Source organism: Paenibacillus plantiphilus, from assembly GCF_927798095.1.
GTDB classification, from domain to species: domain Bacteria; phylum Bacillota; class Bacilli; order Paenibacillales; family Paenibacillaceae; genus Paenibacillus_Z; species Paenibacillus_Z plantiphilus.
In genome coordinates, this window is record NZ_CAKMMF010000003.1 from 87669 (window position 1) to 105783 (window position 18115).

The following is an 18115-nucleotide window of genomic DNA, read 5'->3' on the forward strand; positions in this document are numbered from 1 at the left end:
TTATTAATCAGGTATATTATACCATGCAGGTTCAGCTTGCATGGTGACATTAATAGCAGCGGCTCAGACACGTCGAAAAAGCTAAACGGCTGTCCTTCTTTCGAAGAGCAGCCGTTTAGCTTTTGGCGTATATTTTTCTCTGTGCAAACTCTCATGATGCCAATGCCGATGACGCTTCATGTTTTGCGAAGCGTGTATCACCATCCAAAGCAAATGCGGATGGAGTTGAGCCGCTTGCACGAATCAGCTCACAGTGCCAGCTATAAGCCGATTTTCCCGGCTCACAGACAGCGGGAGCTGAGCCGCTTGCATGAGTCGGCTCACCGAGCCAGCTATAAGCCGGTTTTTCCGGCTTACAGACAGCGAGAGAGCTGAGCCGCTTGCATGAGTCGGCTCACCGAGCCAGCTATAAGCCGATTTTTCCGGCTCACAGACAGCGAGAGAACTGAGCCGCTTGCATGAGTCGGCTCACCGAACCAGCTATAAGCCGATTTTTCCGGCTTACAGACAGCGAGAGAGCTGAGCCACTTAGACGAATCGGCTCACCGAGCCAGCTGTAAGCCGATTTTTCCGGCTTACAGACAGCGAGATGTTAGTTTGATGCCGTGTAAGCAGGTTTTTCCGGTTTAAAGTGGCAGGAAGAGCGTTCAGATTGGCTATTTTGGAGCGATAACACTATTTTTCCGGCTTACAGCGCCTCTAGCCATTCCCCATACTTGCTGTAACACGGAAATTCCTGCTTACGGCGAAACAACACACCTGCTCGGGTCAGATTTCCCCAAGAAAAAGACTTCTCCCAAGAAGCAGCACTAGAAATCAAAGTTATCTGGATCGGGGCCGATTCTATGGTCGAGATTCAGCGCATCGATAGCCTTCATATCCGCATCGTCCAGCTCGAAATCGAAGATGTCCGCATTCTCGCGGATACGCGCCTCCTTAACAGACTTCGGAATCGTGACGATTCCGCTCTGCACATCCCACCGCAAAATGATCTGCGTCGGTGTTTTATGATGCTTGTCCGCCAATTGCACAATCGTTTCATTGTCCAGAAGCTGTCCCTTCATAAGCGGACTCCACGCTTCGATCTGAATGTTATGCTCGCCGCAGAACTGTCTTAACTCCCGCTGCGAGAGACGGGGATGCAGCTCCACTTGGTTAACGGCAGGCATGACCGCGCTCCCCTCCATCAGATCCTGCAAGTGATGGATTTGGAAGTTGCTTACGCCGATGGCGCGAATCCGTCCTTCGCTGTACAGCTTCTCCAGCGCCCGCCAGCTCTCCTTGTATTTCCCCTTGACCGGCCAATGAATCAGATAGAGATCGATATAATCCAGTCCCAGCTTGCGGCGACTGTCCTCGAACGCCTTCAATGTGCTCTCGTATCCTTGATCGGGATTCGCCAGCTTGGTCGTGATGAATAATTCCTCCCGAGGAATACCGCACTGCTGAATCGCTTCCCCGACTCCCTGCTCGTTATCATAAGCAGCCGCTGTATCTATACTGCGATAGCCGGCCTTGATCGCGGACAAAACGGACTGCTTTACCTCTTCCCCGTCATTCGCCTGGAATACGCCAAGCCCAAACCAAGGCATTCGCACGCCATTGTTCAATAACGTAGTGTCGCTAATATCACGGATTTCCTTCGTACTTCCACTTTCCTGCTGCATACGTTACACCGCCTTCATATCATCAATCATGTAGATTATTTTCGTTCATGTATATGGCTTCATTCATGTATTTAGCTTCATTCGCATATATGGCTTTATTCATTTATATGGCATCACTCATTTATATGGCATCACTCATTTATATGACTTCATTCATTTATTCAACTCTTCCAGCAAGGCATCGATCTGCCGCTGCTCATCAGGGAGAAGCGGTTCAACCGGCATGGATGCTTTTGGACCGCCCAGATTCATTCTGTGCATCACGTATTTCATCCCGGTCAGCCAAGAGCTTCCAATGCCGCATATCCGCTTGATGCTAATAATCCGCTGCTGCAGCTCCTTGGTGCGGGCAGCATCCCCTTGCTGAGCGGCTTCGTAAATGTCGGCGAACACCTTCGGATACAGATTCGCAAGGCCCGCAATGCTCCCGTGAGTGCCGAACAAAAGACTTGGCCCGCACAGCTCCTCCCCGCCGCAGAAGATCCGTATATCCGTATCCGCAAGCAATGACAGCGTCTTGAAATGCTGATCCCAGTTGCCGCAAGTATCCTTGTATCCGACAACATTATCGATACGCGACAACGCCAGTACCGTTTCCGGCAGGATGTTCACTTGCGTAAGCGCGGGAATGTTGTAGACGAGCATCTTGGCCGCCGTTTTGCTGCATATCGCCTCGAAATGCCGGATAATCTCCTCCTGGCAGGAGGTGTTCATATAGAAATGCGGCGTCGCCACCACATATTCCGCCCCATGCTGCTCCAGCCTCTTGATGCCCTCGATTACCCGGGGCGTCGAGACATCGATGACGCCGCAATAGACGGGGACCTTGCCGCCTGCCTCTTGCAGGCAGAGCGCGTTCGCACGCTCCCATACCTCTCTGCTCACATTAGTACCTTCTCCGGCCGAGCCCATCGGGAACAAGCCGTGGACGCCGCCCTCCAAACAATGATGGATCAGCTTCACGAAGCTGCCTTCATCGAGCGTTTCTTCCTCGTTCAGCGGGGTGAACAAGGGCGGTACGATTCCTTTCAATTCCTCTATCGCGAAAGTCATAGCGCCAGCTCCTTCGCCAAGGTTTGCCTAAGCACCTCGTAATCCGCATCCGACAGTGTGCCAAGCGGTTCTCTGCACCGTCTAGAGCCGTATCCCGCTATTTCCGCACCGGCCTTCATTTTCCGAATGTCCCCCGCGAACAGCTGTGCATACTTATGCAGGTCCATCTGGCAATTCAACGCTGTTGCGCTGTCGCCGCTCTCCACCGCCCGCTTCAAGGTGACGAAGCGCTCGGGCACGATGTTGATCATCCCGGATATAATGCCATCCGTGCCATGGGACAGCGCGTACAGCGCAGTAATATCCGAGCCTGTGAAGAAGGTCGTGTCCGGCATAGCCGAATAGGCCATCGTGCGGATCATATCGTCCTGACTGTTTTTCAGCCCGACAATATTACTATGCTCCCCGACCAAGCGCTGCACCAGCTCCGGCTTCAGATCATTGCCGGTATGCGGCATATTATAGAGATACAGCGGCGTATCCTGAACCCGCTCGGCAATCGCTCCGAAGAAGCTCGCCAACGATTCGTCGTCATGCTTCCAGAACCAAGGGGACACGGCGACCAGCGCATCTGCGCCGAGCGCTCTTCCGTGATCGGCCAGCCTGAGGCTGTCGCGCAGATTTGAAGCGGTTACATGAATCAGGAAAGGAACTCTGCCCGCCGTTCCCTTCATTAACCGTTCGGCTATCAGCTCCCGCTCCTCCAAGTCCAGCGCAATGAACTCTCCCGCCGACCCGCCAACGAAGATGGCGTCCACTCCGGCTTCAATTAGGGCTTCCATATGGGCTTCCATCGCGTCAAGATCGATGCCGCCTTGCGCGTTGAATTGGGTAAATATCGGAACGACAATTCCGCTTAGCTGTCTATTCATTGCTGCCATCCTCTCCTCTCCATCTGCTTATTTGATGTCTGCTTCCCAATGTCTGACGATATCCTGATAAGCCTGCTCTGGCGTAATCCGGTCGAAGATGACCTCGGCTCCTACCTTGTTGAAATCGACGATGAAGATTCCGAAGCCTTTGGGCCCGACCGTGAACGGATTGGCATCGGCCTTGGTCGCATTGATTAGACCGAGCTGGGCTTTGGCCGCGTCATTAAGCTTCGGCTGCAAATAATCGAGAATTTGGGTCGATACAGGAACGCCACGGGTAACGCCGAGTATGTCCGCCGCTTCCTTGTCATTGATGAAAAAGTCGATAAATTTCTTCGATTGCTCAATATGATCCGAATTGGCGCTTATCGCCCAATACATCGCCGGTTTAATGTACCCTCCGGCTTGCGAGCTTCTCGGCGCTTTCGCCAGACCGAACACCCCTGGCTGCACGCTTTCCCATGAAGGATAATCCGAGGCGTAGCTTTGCTTAATCAATACTTTGCCGTTCAGCAGCAGGTCAAGCTGCGGATCGTATTTCTTCTCGGATACGGATATTTCCGCAGGCGGGACGACGCCTTCCGCTCTCAGCTCGGCAAACAGCTTGCACCACTCCAGCCATGTTGCCTCATCGACGTTCAGCTTGCCATCAGGCGTGGAGAGCGGGCCTTTGCCTTTGCTTAACTGGTACATCTCATACACTTCGCCATCGACGGTGAAATCGCGCAGCGCATATTTCCCCTTCTCCAGCTTCGGCTGGATGTCGCGCGCCAGTTGGAACAACTCGTCCCATGTCCAGTTATCCCCCGGTGCGCCGAAGCCCATCTTCTCGATCGCCGCCTTATTGTATACAATGCCGAAGGGATTGCTGCCGATCGGAATAGCGAACAGCTTGTCCTGATATTTCCCCGCGCTTAGCAGATTCGGGTCCAGATCGTTCACGTTGATTCCCGAGGACAGATCAGCCAGTTGATTGCGCGCGGCGTACTCGTTGAAGTACTGTGCGTCCATCTGGATAATATCCGGCGCGTTCTTGGCCGCGGATTGGGTTGCGAGCTTGTCCCAATAGCTGTCAAAGCCGGAGAAGTCCGGCTCGAACGTAATGCCCGGATTGTTCTTCGTATACAGGTCAAGCACCATCTTCGTCGCATCATGCCTCGCTTGCGATCCCCACCAGACAATGCGGAGCTTGGCGGATTCGGCATTCGCTGCTCCTTCGCCCGGCTTCTCGGCCGAGGACGGCGTTTCATTGTTCGAACCGCAGGCGGCCAACAACACGAACACCATACAAACCGCAATGGACAACGTCACGCTTCTCGATAATTTCTTCAACGCTTTCTCCCCCTTGTGAATGAATTGGATTGGCTTGCAACTTAACTATAAAGCGTTTACATTTCGACCTAAATACGAAGGATACACAAAAACTTTCGAGTTTTAACAAACTATGCGGCGTGGGGATTATTTCAGCAGATCCGTCGGGTTGAGACCCGTATGCTTTTTGAACAGCGTGCTGAAATAAGGCACATTCTTGAAGCCTACCTTTTCCGCGATCTCGTAGATCAACAGTTTTCCTTCCAGAATCATCGCCCTCGCCTTGGCTATCCGCACCTTGGTCAAATAATGGTTGAAGGAATCGCCGGTTGCTTTCTTGAAGATTTGACCGAGATAATATCTGGATATGAATAATTCGTTGGATAAGGACTGGATCGTAATATTGTCCGCATAATGCTCATGAATATATTGGATCATAAATTCGACGGCCTGCTTATGCTTCAAGTTCTCATCCCATTGCTGGCTGCCGCAGATCAGCTCGGCCTTCCCCAGCAGCCAGTCCAATAACTGGCCTGAAGTGGAGATGGGGCTTAACTGCTGCTTGAGATCAAGCTCCGGGAACATCTCATCGAGGAAAATGCCGACATCATAGAGCGAATAGGCGAGAATCGCCCATATCTCCGTTCCCAGCATGACAATATCCTGCGGCGCGAGCGCGATATCCTCAAGCTTCTCCCGATACGCTTCTATAGCTGTGCGGACTTGCTCCAGCCGTGAATGCTGCAGTCCTTCCAATAGTTGTTGGCAGAACTTAATATGGCCGACGGATTTCCGAGCGCCTGCCATCGTCATCGGACGGTTCGCGACCGCGCTGTATTCCACCATATAGCTGTCATTGGATTGCAGTGAATAATTGGCCGCAATGGAGAAGAACGCCTCTTCCGCAGAATCGGCAATTTCCTGCCAATTCGGCTTCACAGTGCCCACACCGACACAAACATTGTACTCGGGAAAGCTGGCGGCTCTCCGAATCATCCGCAGGCACGTCCCGCGAATCTGCTTCAACGCTTCGTCGACAGGCACGTCCCGGTCATAATGAACGATTACCGCTTTGTGATGGCTGTGCAGCTCGATAAACTCGCAGTCCAATTGCTCTTCTTCGAGCAGGACGGCGCTCAGAACCCCAATAAGCGCGGCTCCATCCCCCTCGCTCTGATCGGCTGCGGCGTTCAGCGGTTTTTTATCCGCCCGGTTAATGTGCAGGCCGAGTACAACGTGGCTCTGCTTCTCCCACTTCGCCCGCAGCGCCTCGGCTTCCTTCAGCCGAGCAAGCTCAGGTGTCACCGTCCCTGTCAGGACGGATTTAATCCATTCCTTCATAACGAACGGCTCGTACATGAGCAGCTTATCTTCAAGCTGCCGCTGTTCGGCATGCTTAAGCTGCTCCCCCTCCAAGTCCGCAATGACTTTGCCGAGCACTTCCCTTATCGTCTGGATCGTAACCGGCTTCGACAAATAATCGTTCACGTTCAAGCGCAAAGCTTGTCTGGCATGGTTGAAGTCCGAATAGCCGCTCAAAATAACGATTTTCCCATCATATTGCTCAGAGCGCAGCAGCTCGATCATCTCGATCCCGTTCATAACCGGCATATAGATGTCCGTCAATACGATATGCGGCTGCGTCCTTCTGACCAATGCCAGTCCCTGCTCGCCATCCATGCTCTCGCCAGCCCACTCCGCTCCCAGTTCTTCCCATGGAATCGCGTTTTTCATCCCTTTGAGAACACGGGGATCATCATCGATAATGACTACTTTCCACATAGTTAACCTCCCGCCAAGGCTGGCTTCTCCGTCATCTCGGGTATCCGTACCGAAACCAGAGTGCCTGTATTCGGATTTCTGCTAATGCCGATATCGTAAGCCGGACCATAATAAGCAATCATTCTTTCCCTCACGTTGCGGATGCCGTATCCGCCCGTATTGCGCTGCTTCTGCTGCTGCCAATTACCGGATATGCCTACCCCATTGTCGCTAATTTTGAAATGGATATCTCCTTGGGATTGGACCGCCGTAATAACGATCAGCCCTGTGTCCCGGCCATGAAACCCGTGAATGATCGCATTCTCGACAAAAGGCTGCAAGGTCAGTTTGGGGATGTACATCGCCCTGATCGGCTCCGGCACATCGATGGCATAACCGAGCTTCTCCCCCCAGCGAATTTGCTGGATTTGCAAATAACATTCCAGATGGGTTAATTCCTTCTCCACCGTAATCATGCTCTCGCCATTCGATAACCCGATTCGAAACATCCGGCCCATCAGCTCCAGCACACGGCTCATTTTCTCCTCGCCCGCCTCGATCGCCATCCAGTTTAATTGATCCAGCGTGTTGTAGAGAAAATGGGGGTTGATCATCGCCTGCAAAGCCTGAATCTCCGCTTCCTTCTGCTTCCGGTATTGCTCCTCAAGCGAAGCATACAATTCCGTCGTCCGGTCCACCAGAACGGTATACCCTTTGAACAGCGCCCCGAACTCATTCTGATAATCGTTCACAACTGGCTTGTCCTTCTTGCCCAGTGAGAAGTTGTTCATGCTCTTGAGCAATATAATGATTGGTTTGGTAAATTGCTTGGCCAAGACCAGCGTCATGACGAGCGCAATAATAACCGCGATAATCCCGATGGAAAATAATACGATAGCCGTTCTGACGCTGCCCTTCGTAATTTCCGACCATGGCGTCACCTCCATCAGAATCCAGTCCGAGCTGAACAGCTTGGACCAGACGACCAGCGAATCGTGATAACGAATATTCCCCTTGCCGTTCATATTCACTTGATAGTTATGAATGAGATCCTGAACCGTATCCATATACTGCTGGGATTGGATGTCGCCGGTGTAAGCAACCGCCCTTAACCCCAAATCGAATAATACGCGGTTGGAATTGGCGTCCTCCCCTTGGATGAGCTTGACTATATCGGCAGCTTTAATATCCAGCACAACGAGCGCTTTATATTCATACCCGGGCGTATAAATTTTCCTGGCGAAGCTAATAACGGGTACATCCCCTTTATTCGTCGCGATGACATGCTGGCCGATCCATGAGAAATCGGAATTGTCCACCGTACCGTGCCATTGCTCCCGACTCAGCTCTCCCAGCTCAATGAATCTGACCGGTCCTTGAACGTCCGAGCCGGGCGGATCATCGACATAGACGCGGATCGATTGAATAATCGGCATGCTGAAGGCGATATTGGACAGGTCAAAGGTCATGCGCGAGGCAGTCGTGAACCGGGTGTAGGAATCCGCTCCCGTCTTGTCCATATAATCCTGCAAATTGCTGTTGCGGGATATTGCCAGTGAGATGTTCTCGATCTCCGTCATCTGAATATTGAGCTGCTTGTCGAGCTGATTCAAATTGTTCTGCTGATAAAAAGAAGTGCTTCTGACCATCTCGCGCACAGAGAATTGATAGCTGACGCCGATGACGATAACTAGAACCACGATAATAAAACCGGCGAAGCTGCCGAAAAAAACATGCCCGATCTGAAAGTTTTTGAACGGTTGTGTAAAAGGTTTTGTGAAACGGATAGGCCTTTACCTCCCTCGCCAAATATAAACGAGTGCCGCCGTCCTCAGCATCGCACTGCGCGCAGTTCCCAGCGCGCAGTGCGGCGCTGCATGACGGCGGTCTTGACCACACACATAGGCGGCACAGCGTTTATATGGTTGATTGATGGTTGGAGCTATCCTTCCTTCTGTACTACAAGCAGGCAGCTCACTGTATTGTGCATTCTAGCCTTTTAATCCGCTTGTTGCAACACCTTCAACAATGTGACGCTGCGCGAAGAAGAAGATAAGCACAGCGGGCAGGACGGATACGAGCGCCATCGCGAACAATTGGCCCCAAGGTGCTGTCGAGCTCGTATCGATCATCATTCGCAGCGCCAGGCCGACCGTATATTTATCCACATCATTGATATAGATCAGATGGCCGAGGAAGTCATCCCAGTTCCACAGGAAACAGTAGATCGCGACCGTCACCAGAGGCGCCTTCAAGAGCGGCATAATAATTCGGAAGTAGATGCCGAACCAGGTGCAGCCGTCGATCTTGGCCGCTTCATCCAGCTCCGAAGGAATTCCCCTGATGAACTGCACGAGCAGGAAGATGAAGAAGGCCCCTCCGATTCCACCTGCCATGCTATGCGGTACGATGAAGGGAAGATACGTGTTGACCCAGCCGAAATCGTTGAACATGGCGTATTGCGGAACGAGCGTAATTTGACTGGGCAGCATCACGGTCATCAGCACGATCGAGAACCAGAAGGAGCGAAGCGGGAAATCCAGCCGTGAGAAGCCGAACGCAACCAGACTGCAGGAAATAAGCGTCGTAAACAGCACTCCCCCAATGAGCAGGAAGGTGTTGACATAGAAATGCGTGAAGCTGAATCCAGGAACCGCATTCCAGCCTTCGATGAAATTGTTAATCGTAGCCTTGATCGGGATCAGACTGGGAGAGCTCATTTCCTCATTCGACTTAAAGGAAGCACTGATCCACCAAATGACCGGATATATCATGACGAGGCTAAGCACAAGCAATAGACCGTGGCGCCGCAGACTTTTCATACTGATGATACCGTTCATTTAGATTTTCCCCCATCCGTTGCATAGAATACCCAATACCTAGAGGAGATGAAGATCAGTGCCGTAACAGCGCCAATAATTAGAAGCAGTATCCAAGCCATTGCAGACGCATAGCCCATCTCCAATCTTCCGAATGCCTTCTCATAGAGATAGAGAGCGAACATATAGGTCGAATTGATCGGCCCGCCCTTCGTAATGACGAACGCCTGAGTGAACATCTGGAATGCCGCAATCGTCTGCAATACGAGATTGAAGAGAATTACAGGCGACAGCAGTGGGATCGTAATCGTTCTGAACTGTCTGACCTTGGATGCGCCGTCAACCGATGCGGCTTCATAGAGCTCTGGGGATATCTGCTTAAGTCCAGCCAGGAAAATAACCATCGAAGCGCCGAATTGCCACATCGCCAGCAAAATCAACGTTCCAAGCGCCGTATCCGGGCTGCCGATCCAGCTTTTCCCCTCGATTCCGATGTAGGAGAGAAGCTTGTTGACGAATCCGTCAGTTCCGAGCATGTTGCTCCATAGAATCGCGATCGCTACGCTCGTGCCGACAAGCGAAGGAAAATAGATCAAGGTGCGGTAAATATGCATGCCCCTCAGCTTGCGATTCAACAATACCGCGACCAGCAGCGCCGTCATCAGCTTCAGAGGGACAGATATGAACACAAACCAAAGCGTCACGCCCAAAGACTTGTAGAATAAACGGTCCTCGTTGATGATCTTGTTGAAGTTGTCCAGCCCGATCCATTTCGGAGCCTCCAGCAGAGAATATTCCGTAAAGGAGAAATATGCGGATTGAATCATGGGCCAGAAAGTAAAGAGGAAAAAACCGAGCAGCCATGGCGAGATGAACAGATAACCCGCGAGCGGACTTTCCCATCTCCGTCCGGCTTTTAATTTCCTGCCTCCAGCAGCGTCTGGCGGATGATTAGCTGGCGGATTGTAAGCGCTGTTAATTTGTTTGCCCATGGTGGCTTCACTCCTTGTTGGATTAATCGGTGTAAGTCAAGAATAGCGGATTAAAACGCTTTCAAAAATAAGAGTAATCGCTAAACTCTTTCACTTTTTAACAAACTTGTTATCGGGCGCTGCATCGCTTTCAACCTCCATCCCTGCAGCAGCTACAGCAGCTCTTATTCCATCCAGGTACATGCTTTTCATAGGAAAGCCGCAAAAAAGAAGCCCGGACAAAGAAGCCCGGACACGGAATGAATCTATGTCTTGGCTTCTATGGATTAGGGATCGACCTGGGATCGACCTGGGGATCGACCTGAGGATCGACCTGAGGATCGACCTGGGGATCGACCGCTAATATCGAAGACTCTGGAGGCTTGTCATCTTATCTTATGTGCTCAATAGAGCTTCAGTAGAGAATCCACTACATTCATCATTTCTGCGTAACTTCCCCGTTAGTTGGAACGTCTACTAATAAAAGGATGGGGGCGTTGATTTGAAAAAAACGATTGTTTTTATTATTGCCGTAGTAAGTGTGATTGTCATGGGAGGTTGTTCGAATCCTACCTCTGAATATCCCTATGTCCTTATCTTTAACAACACACAATATTATTTGTTGGTTGAACAGGTTCCGCAAGATCAGATTGGAGAACAAGTTGGTGAAGTGAATCGAAAAGTAGATCCCATGCCTAAAGAAAATGAACAATCAAACTTTTCGGAAAGCAGTAAGTTATTTGAAATTAAGGGGTATGATCCTGACCAAGTCATTGCGGTTGAAATCGAAGGGGAATACCAGAAAGCCAAAAAGAATCTGAAGGAATAACCAGCAACAACGCTTGCTAGCACACGAGCAGAAAGGTTCTCTATTTTGCGAAGGGCTGCTTAATGCAGCCCTTCGCATTGCTATAACACTTGATTGACTCCATGACAATCGTTTGATTGACCGAATACCTTGTCATTTGATTCAGCAATTTCCTCCGTAGTCATTGCTAGGCTTCGCTCCGTTGTTGCACTTGCTTGCTGCGCTAGACGAAGACGAGCCTTCCCGTTGCAGGGTCGTACTTGACCGTAAGCTCGGTAGTATTCTGTTCCAATGCGATTTCGATAGGCTCGCCAATTTTTATTAAGCCTGATTCCGTTTCAGTGCCTAATTGAATAGATACGGACACTTCACCAGCATTGTCTGTAACGGAATTGACTTGATTGTGCTGAAACGGCGAGGCTTGGAGCAACGTTGCACCGCTTATTACTTCGCCATTCACAACGACGTCAGGAGGAAGATAATTAATGGGAGCATCGGAAGCAGAGGGCTGCCCCTCGTTGAAGCTTTCGACAGCGCTCTCTTCTGCTGACGAGTGGGAAGTAGGCGAATAAACCGAGTAATCTTCTACCCACGATATGGTGTTTCTCTCTGCAGGATTGACGGTCATCCAAACAACACTTGCAAGCGAGTTGGAGTTAGAAGCTGATTTGGCTATAACCAATCTAAGTTTATCATTCGTTATTGTGGGATCAGAATCCATTTTAATAACAGAATCAAATTTAATAATCAGAGAATAATCACTCATTGGCGTACCACCCATTCATTGCATAATTGTATTTGCACCCTACAAATTATACCTGAAATTAGCAGCTGCTTAAACCCTCTTCTTCCCAAGTCCTATCTACTTCCTCACCCTTTTGCTCATATGAACAATAATCTCCGATTCCCAATAGCGTTGCAGATAACCCCGAGATTGCCAGAATGGATAGCCCCCCGGCAAGTAAAGGGACGTATGCAGATAACCTTCCGCATATCCGGCTTCTCTCGCAAACCTCTCTGCTTGCGCATAGAGCCGGGCTCCAATTCCCTTTCTTCGGCTATCGGGGTGAATATAGAACTTTACAATTTCGCAGACGGGGCCGCTCCCAAGAGCAGGCTCAACCTCGGGAAACCGCCTGTCGTACGGCCTGACCGCTGCTGTCCCCATAATGACGCCATTGGCATCCTCAGCAACGAAGAAACAGGCGTTTGGGGGCCGGATATACACTTCCTCGAAAAACGCCAGATCATGCGGGTTCTCATAATAAGTGCCTGGCGGGTACAGATCGCTCATCTGCGCTAGTACAAACTCTTTAATTTCCGCGCCCCTATCCGCATCCGCTGACACGATTCGATATTCCATTTCCTGCACCATATAGCTCATCTCTCCTTCTTTCATTCCGACACGGCGGCTTGCTGCAACCGACGCCCTCCCATACTCCTGTTCAGCAGCGCAATACACGCGGCGCTAATCCCTACTGCTGCACTTACCGCATACATCGTGCTGAAGGAGAACCTGTCGGCAATCGGACCCATTGCCATGCCCCCCATCGAAATACCGAGATCAGCCGTTGCAATGAACAGCCCGATGTATACATTACGCGATGCGCCTGGCAGAACAAAGGTCAAATAGGTGGTCAGCGTCGGGTACAGTATCGCCTGGGCAATACCGATCAGCACCGCTGCGGCATAAAAGACGACCGGGCCCATGGTCTGTGATAACGACAGCAGCAATGCCCCGACAGAGCCAATCAGGCAGATGGCTCCGACGAACCATGCATGCCACTTGCCGTCGGAAGGTATCCGCTTGCTGAACGTGAATCGGGCGGCTACGATAATGCCTGCCTGGATCATCAAGAAGACTCCTGCATGGCCATATGATATTTGCCGGGCATACAGCGGGATGAACGCTGTCACAGCGCCGAACACGATGGATGCCAGCAGCATCAGCAGGCTGCAGATCAGCAGCGGACGATTGCCCGCGATCCGGCTGAGTGCCCCGCGCAGCCCCAGTCGCTCTTGTGCAGCTGCGGCATTCCCCTGCTTCTGCACGGTATTCCCTTGACCATGCTCGGCGTTCTCTTGCCTTTGCTCGGCATCCCTCTGACTATGCTCGGCGTTCTCTTGCCTTTGCTCGGCATCCCTCTGACCATGCTTGGCGTTCTCTTGCCTTTGCTCGGCATTCTCCCGCCCTTGCTTTGCGTTCTCCTGCTCCGGTTCGGCATTCTCCTGCTCCGGTTCGGCATTCCCCCGCCCTTGCTCTGCATTCTCCTGCTCCGGTTCGGCATTCCTCCGCCCTTGCTCTACATTCTCCCGCTCCGGTTCGGCACTCCCCCGCCCTTGCTCTACATTCTCCCGCTCCGGTTCGGCACTCCCCTGCTCCGGTTCGGCATTCCCCCGCCCTTGCTGTCGGGCGAATTGCATCGGAACGCTGTATCCGAACAATCCCGTCGCTAGCGCAATGACGAACATCGCGACTGTAAAGCCGTTCATGCCTCCCAAGTCCCAAATCCCGACCGCTATGAGCGGGCCGATAATCGTTGGCATGTACGTGAACAGCGAATATAGTGATAAGCCTTGAGAACGCTCCTTCTCCGGCAGGGCGTCAATAATGCCCATCTGAAGCGCCATAGAGAAGAATGCGGTACATATCCCCTGCATCACACGCGCGGCCATGTATCCTTCCATTCCGGTAAAGGTATACAAGACTAGGGCAAGCCCGTTCACGGCGAGCAAAATGCGAAGCACGATGACCGGCCCATGCTTGTGAACGAGATGACCGGCCCATGGCCGGAAAAACATACAGGTGAACATATAAGCGCCCATTATGAACCCGATATCGCCGTTGCTCGCACCCAATGCTTCAATCCGCAGGGGCACAATGACATTGAGGATGGAATTGGCGCTGAAGAACAATAACGCTAGGGCATACAAACGCAGAAAAGGCGTTGACATAGCTTTATTAATACTCATCTCGAATTACCTCCGGCCTCTGTCTCCTAAGTTTCATACGAGGCCAATCATCATCGACAACATAAGAGCTTTCGCATCAATTGGAACAACAAGCAAACGGCGTTCCATCCGCCTGCATCTAAAGTGCCTGCATAGACTCCCTCCATCTAAACCGCCTCCATCCTGACTGCTGCACCTGACTGCCTGCATCTTGATTACCTGTATTTAGACTGCCTGCATCCTGTCTGCCTGCTGTACGCGGGAAATTCCGTCTTACAGCAAAAAAGTAACAGTAGCAGGGTCGCCGAGAGCCGGAAAAATCGTCTTATACAGCCAACCAAGTCCAATTCAGACACTCTCCATGCGCTGTAGAACGATAAAATCCGCTTACAGCCCACCAAACGAACATCCCGCAAGCTGTAAGCCGGAAAAATCGTCTTATACAGCCAACCAAGTCCAATTCGGACACTCCCCATGCTCTGTAGAACGATAAAATCCGCTTACAGCCCACCAAACGAATATCTCGCAGGCTCTAAGCCGGAAAAATCGTCTTATACAGCCAACCAAATCCAATTTAGACACTCTCCATGCGCTGTAAAACGATAAAATCCGCTTACAGCCCACCAAACGAACATCTCGCAAGCTGTAAGCCGGAAAAATCGTCTTATACAGCTAACCAAGTCCAATTCAGACACTCTCCATGCGCTGTAAAACGATAAAATCCGCTTACAGCCCACCAAACGAACATCTCGCAAGCTGTAAGCCGGAAAAATCGTCTTATACAGCCAACCAAGTCCAATTTAGAAACTCCCCATGCGCTGTAGAACGATAAAATCCGCTTACAGCCCACCAAACGAACATCCCGCAAGCTGTAAGCCGAAAAAATCGTCTTACAGAGTCGGCAACGCAGGGCAATCCACTTCAGCAGTCGCCCATACGGGCAGCGCTCGACCGCCATCATCTGGCGAAACACCGCGATCTGAGAGCTGGATGCTTAGAACATTGATTTTCACATCTGCGCGCTGAGACCTGCGTGCATCATGCACTGCCTTCCACACTTCCACACTTCCACATATCTATCAGTCCATATAGATGGAGCTGCCTTGATTCCACTCCACCCGCCCCAGCACCTCGGCGTTCATGCGCAGCGTGGAATCGGGAACATCCAGAGTCTGGATCAGGTCTGACCGGTAATTGGCGGAATCGGCGGGACACATGCTCCAGGGCTGCAACTCACGCGCCATCATGCGCACGGTTTCGATATCAGCCTCAGTCGCAAACCCCTGCTGCTCCATCCATTCATCATTGAACAAGGTTTGTATGTAGCGGTCTCCGCCATCGGCAATCATGCAGACGACTCGCTTCTCCGGTCCAAGCTCCTGAGCAAGCTTGAGGGCAACCAGTGCGCAAGCGCCGCTTGACGGCCCCATCAATATGCCTTCATTGCGAGCCAGCGCCCGGGCGGTGAGAAAGGCCTGCTCATCCGTCACTTTATAAGCACAGTCGATATGCGCCATATTCAGATTGACTGGTGTCCAGCCAAGACCGATGCCGGGTATTCGGTAGGAATCCGCATGACCTCCGAATATCGTCGATCCTGCCGCATCCACGCCGATAATTTGCACCTCAGGCGCAAAGGTCTTCAAATACTTTGAAATACCGCCCAATTGGCCGCCTGTACTGACCGCTGTTATAAAGGCCGTTATTTCATTCGAGCAGGCATCCATAATCTCACGCGCCGTGCTGTTATAATGCGCCTCGCTGTTCAGCAGGTTGAAGCACTGGTCAGGGCGGTAGGAATTCTCGATCTCCCTCGCAAGTCTGTTGGCCAGTGAAATTCTTGTTTTATGATAGCTGCCGCAGTCATCCTTTTCCGTTACGACGATGACTTCGGCTCCGAAGCATTTCAGCAGCGCGAGATTGGCGCTTGTCGTCTTGGGATCGATCAGTATAATTACGCGATAGCCTTTGGCCGCGCCGATCATCGCGAGGGAGATGCCGAAATTGCCGCTTGACGACTCAATAATTGTGCCGCCCGGCCTCAAGAGCCCCTTCCGCTCAGCTTCAGCAATGATGTAATTCGCGGCGCGATCCTTAATGCTTCCGCCAGGATTGTAGCGTTCGTACTTAAACAGCACCTGACCTTCATTCGCCCTATTGCTGTTCGGTATCGTTATGAGCGGCGTATTGCCGATTGTCTCCAAAATGCTGGCGATCATCGCTAATTCACTCCCTCCTTTAGTAAAGGCCCTCTTCCATATCGCCTGCGCATTTGAGCAGCAGCTGCGTATAGGATTGTTTACTTTCATGGAGCAGCGCGCTTGCCCGTTTGACCTCTGAGAAGCTGCCGTTGTTCATTACTGCGATATGATGGCAGAAGGAACGGAGAACTCTGATGTCGTGCGAGATCATCAGAATCGAGAATCCGAACTGCTTATGCAGCCGCTGCAGCAGCGCTAATATTTGCGCCTGCACGCTCATATCCAGTGCGGATACCGCTTCATCGCAAATAAGCACCTCCGGCCTCAGCACCAGCGCTCTGGCAATCGCGATACGTTGGCATTGGCCTGTACTTAGCTGGGGCGGCCGCCGTTTGAGCAAGTCCCCCGTAATTCCTACCTCATGGAGATAGAAACTGGCCAGCGTCTCCCGTTCCTCTTTATTCCCAATATGCATGTATTGAAGCGGCTCCTGTACGAGCTGCATAGCTGTACGCCCGGCATTAAGGCTCGCTCTGGCATCCTGGAAGACCATCTGGATATGCTTGCAGAGCCCGCGTTTCCCCTTTCCCCGCAGACGGCATATGTCGGTTCCGCGATAGATCACATGTCCGCCTTCGGGAGACTCCAGCCCTGTGATGCATCGGGCCAAGGTTGATTTGCCGCTGCCGCTCCCTCCGAGAATGCCTAATATTTCCTTGCGGTTCAAAGTCAGGTTGACATCATGCAGCACCCGCTTCTTCCCATCGAACGTCTTCTCCAGCCCTGTAATTTCCAGTAAAGGCTCCCTAGAATGCGCAGACTCACGTTCCCGCGAGGGCTTGGCGATTTGCGAACGGGAGGAGAGCAATTGGCGTGTGTAGGCGGCGCGCGGCTTGGAGAATACAGTTCTCGTGTCGCCTTCCTCCTCAATCGCTCCCTTGTTCAAGACGATCACTCTGTCGCTGACAGCATTCGCCACGGCGATATCATGGGTGATGAGCAGCACGGTCAGACCAAGCTCCTTCTGCGTTCTCTTCAGCAAATCCAGCACTTCCTTCTGGCTCACCGTATCCAGCGCGGAGGTCGGCTCGTCGGCAATAAGCACCGAAGGCTTCAGACAGAGCGCAAGGGCAAGACATACCCGCTGGCACATGCCGCCGCTGAGCTGGAACGGATAACACTCCAATATGCGCTCCCCGTCTGTGAAACCCAACAGGCTCAGCAATCGAATGCTTATGGGCACGACTTCATCAGGCGATGCAAGGCGATGGAACAGAAGGCTTTCTCTGAAATGCGCACCTATCTTCAGAACGGGGTTAAGCGCCTGCTGCGCATCCTGGAAAAGCATGGCGACCCCTCTTCCCCGAATCCTCTCCCATTGGATGCCCCTGCCTTTGCCCCTTCCCTTACCTACTGCCATATCCACGCGTAAGGTGGAGCCAATATGCATCGTTCCGCCGCCGATATGCGCAGATGGGGGCAGAAGCCCCGTGACCGCCTTGGCGATTGTCGATTTGCCCGACCCGCTCTCTCCCAGCAGGGCGAGAATCTCGCCTTGTCTCAGTCCGAAGGAAAGGTTATCCAATACGCTGACGGATTGCCGCCCTTGCTTATAGGCCACCTGCAGGTTCGTGACCTGCAGCATCGTCTCGATTTCTTTTTTCACCATGATTGATGTATCCTCCCCAAAGTACCGCGCA

General features: G+C 51.9%; 15 protein-coding genes. 1 reads left to right on the plus strand and 14 read right to left on the minus strand.

The annotated features are described in order from the left end of the window. Window positions 1-809 precede the first annotated feature (809 nt). The 8 genes from L6H65_RS03165 to L6H65_RS03200 form a co-directional block, all read right to left on the minus strand. Window positions 810-1667 (minus strand): aldo/keto reductase, encoded by an 858-nt coding sequence (locus tag L6H65_RS03165; RefSeq protein WP_236338928.1) that lies wholly within the window; start codon window positions 1665-1667, stop codon window positions 810-812. A 153-nt stretch (window positions 1668-1820) separates the two neighbouring features. After that, window positions 1821-2720, minus strand: coding sequence for a dihydrodipicolinate synthase family protein (locus L6H65_RS03170; RefSeq protein ID WP_236338929.1), 900 nt, complete (start codon window positions 2718-2720; stop codon window positions 1821-1823). Beyond that, the gene (locus tag L6H65_RS03175; RefSeq protein WP_236338930.1) at window positions 2717-3601 is read right to left on the minus strand and encodes a dihydrodipicolinate synthase family protein; all 885 of its coding nucleotides are present in this window, start codon (window positions 3599-3601) and stop codon (window positions 2717-2719) included. The genes L6H65_RS03170 and L6H65_RS03175 overlap by 4 nt, the downstream gene beginning before the upstream one ends. An 18-nt stretch (window positions 3602-3619) precedes the next feature. Further along, window positions 3620-4924, minus strand: coding sequence for an ABC transporter substrate-binding protein (locus tag L6H65_RS03180; RefSeq protein WP_236338931.1), 1305 nt, complete (start codon window positions 4922-4924; stop codon window positions 3620-3622). A gap of 126 nt (window positions 4925-5050) precedes the next feature. After that, the gene (locus tag L6H65_RS03185; RefSeq protein ID WP_236338932.1) at window positions 5051-6685 is read right to left on the minus strand and encodes a response regulator transcription factor; all 1635 of its coding nucleotides are present in this window, start codon (window positions 6683-6685) and stop codon (window positions 5051-5053) included. Window positions 6686-6687: 2 nt separating this feature from the next. After that, window positions 6688-8364: a sensor histidine kinase gene (locus L6H65_RS03190; RefSeq protein ID WP_236338933.1), complete on the minus strand. Its 1677-nt coding sequence runs from the start codon at window positions 8362-8364 to the stop codon at window positions 6688-6690. 291 nt (window positions 8365-8655) lie between these two features. Then, on the minus strand, window positions 8656-9504 hold the full coding sequence (locus L6H65_RS03195; protein ID WP_371877626.1) for a carbohydrate ABC transporter permease: 849 nt from the start codon (window positions 9502-9504) through the stop codon (window positions 8656-8658). After that, the gene (locus tag L6H65_RS03200; RefSeq protein WP_236338934.1) at window positions 9501-10475 is read right to left on the minus strand and encodes a carbohydrate ABC transporter permease; all 975 of its coding nucleotides are present in this window, start codon (window positions 10473-10475) and stop codon (window positions 9501-9503) included. The genes L6H65_RS03195 and L6H65_RS03200 overlap by 4 nt, the downstream gene beginning before the upstream one ends. Window positions 10476-10956: 481 nt before the next feature. On the opposite strand from L6H65_RS03200, the gene L6H65_RS03205 reads away from it, so the two are divergent. Then, a complete protein-coding gene (locus L6H65_RS03205) occupies window positions 10957-11283 on the plus strand; it encodes a hypothetical protein (RefSeq protein WP_236338936.1) in 327 nt (108 codons plus the stop codon). 202 nt (window positions 11284-11485) lie between these two features. Here the strand turns inward: L6H65_RS03205 and L6H65_RS03210 are convergent, their stop codons facing one another. From L6H65_RS03210 to L6H65_RS03235, 6 genes are all read right to left on the minus strand, one after another. Continuing rightward, window positions 11486-12028 carry a hypothetical protein gene (locus tag L6H65_RS03210; protein WP_236338938.1) on the minus strand — a complete coding sequence of 181 codons (543 nt, stop codon included), beginning with the start codon at window positions 12026-12028 and terminating at the stop codon, window positions 11486-11488. A 96-nt stretch (window positions 12029-12124) separates the two neighbouring features. Continuing rightward, the gene (locus tag L6H65_RS03215) at window positions 12125-12637 is read right to left on the minus strand and encodes a GNAT family N-acetyltransferase (RefSeq protein WP_236338940.1); all 513 of its coding nucleotides are present in this window, start codon (window positions 12635-12637) and stop codon (window positions 12125-12127) included. Between the two features lie 20 nt (window positions 12638-12657). After that, the gene (gene cntE, locus L6H65_RS03220; protein ID WP_236339117.1) at window positions 12658-14229 is read right to left on the minus strand and encodes a staphylopine family metallophore export MFS transporter CntE; all 1572 of its coding nucleotides are present in this window, start codon (window positions 14227-14229) and stop codon (window positions 12658-12660) included. Between the two features lie 875 nt (window positions 14230-15104). After that, window positions 15105-15272, minus strand: a complete 168-nt coding sequence (locus tag L6H65_RS03225) for a hypothetical protein (RefSeq protein ID WP_236338941.1) — start codon at window positions 15270-15272, stop codon at window positions 15105-15107. Between the two features lie 21 nt (window positions 15273-15293). Beyond that, window positions 15294-16433, minus strand: coding sequence for a cysteine synthase family protein (locus L6H65_RS03230; RefSeq protein ID WP_236338943.1), 1140 nt, complete (start codon window positions 16431-16433; stop codon window positions 15294-15296). A 19-nt stretch (window positions 16434-16452) separates the two neighbouring features. Then, window positions 16453-18084 carry an ABC transporter ATP-binding protein gene (locus tag L6H65_RS03235; RefSeq protein WP_236338944.1) on the minus strand — a complete coding sequence of 544 codons (1632 nt, stop codon included), beginning with the start codon at window positions 18082-18084 and terminating at the stop codon, window positions 16453-16455. Window positions 18085-18115 lie beyond the last annotated feature (31 nt).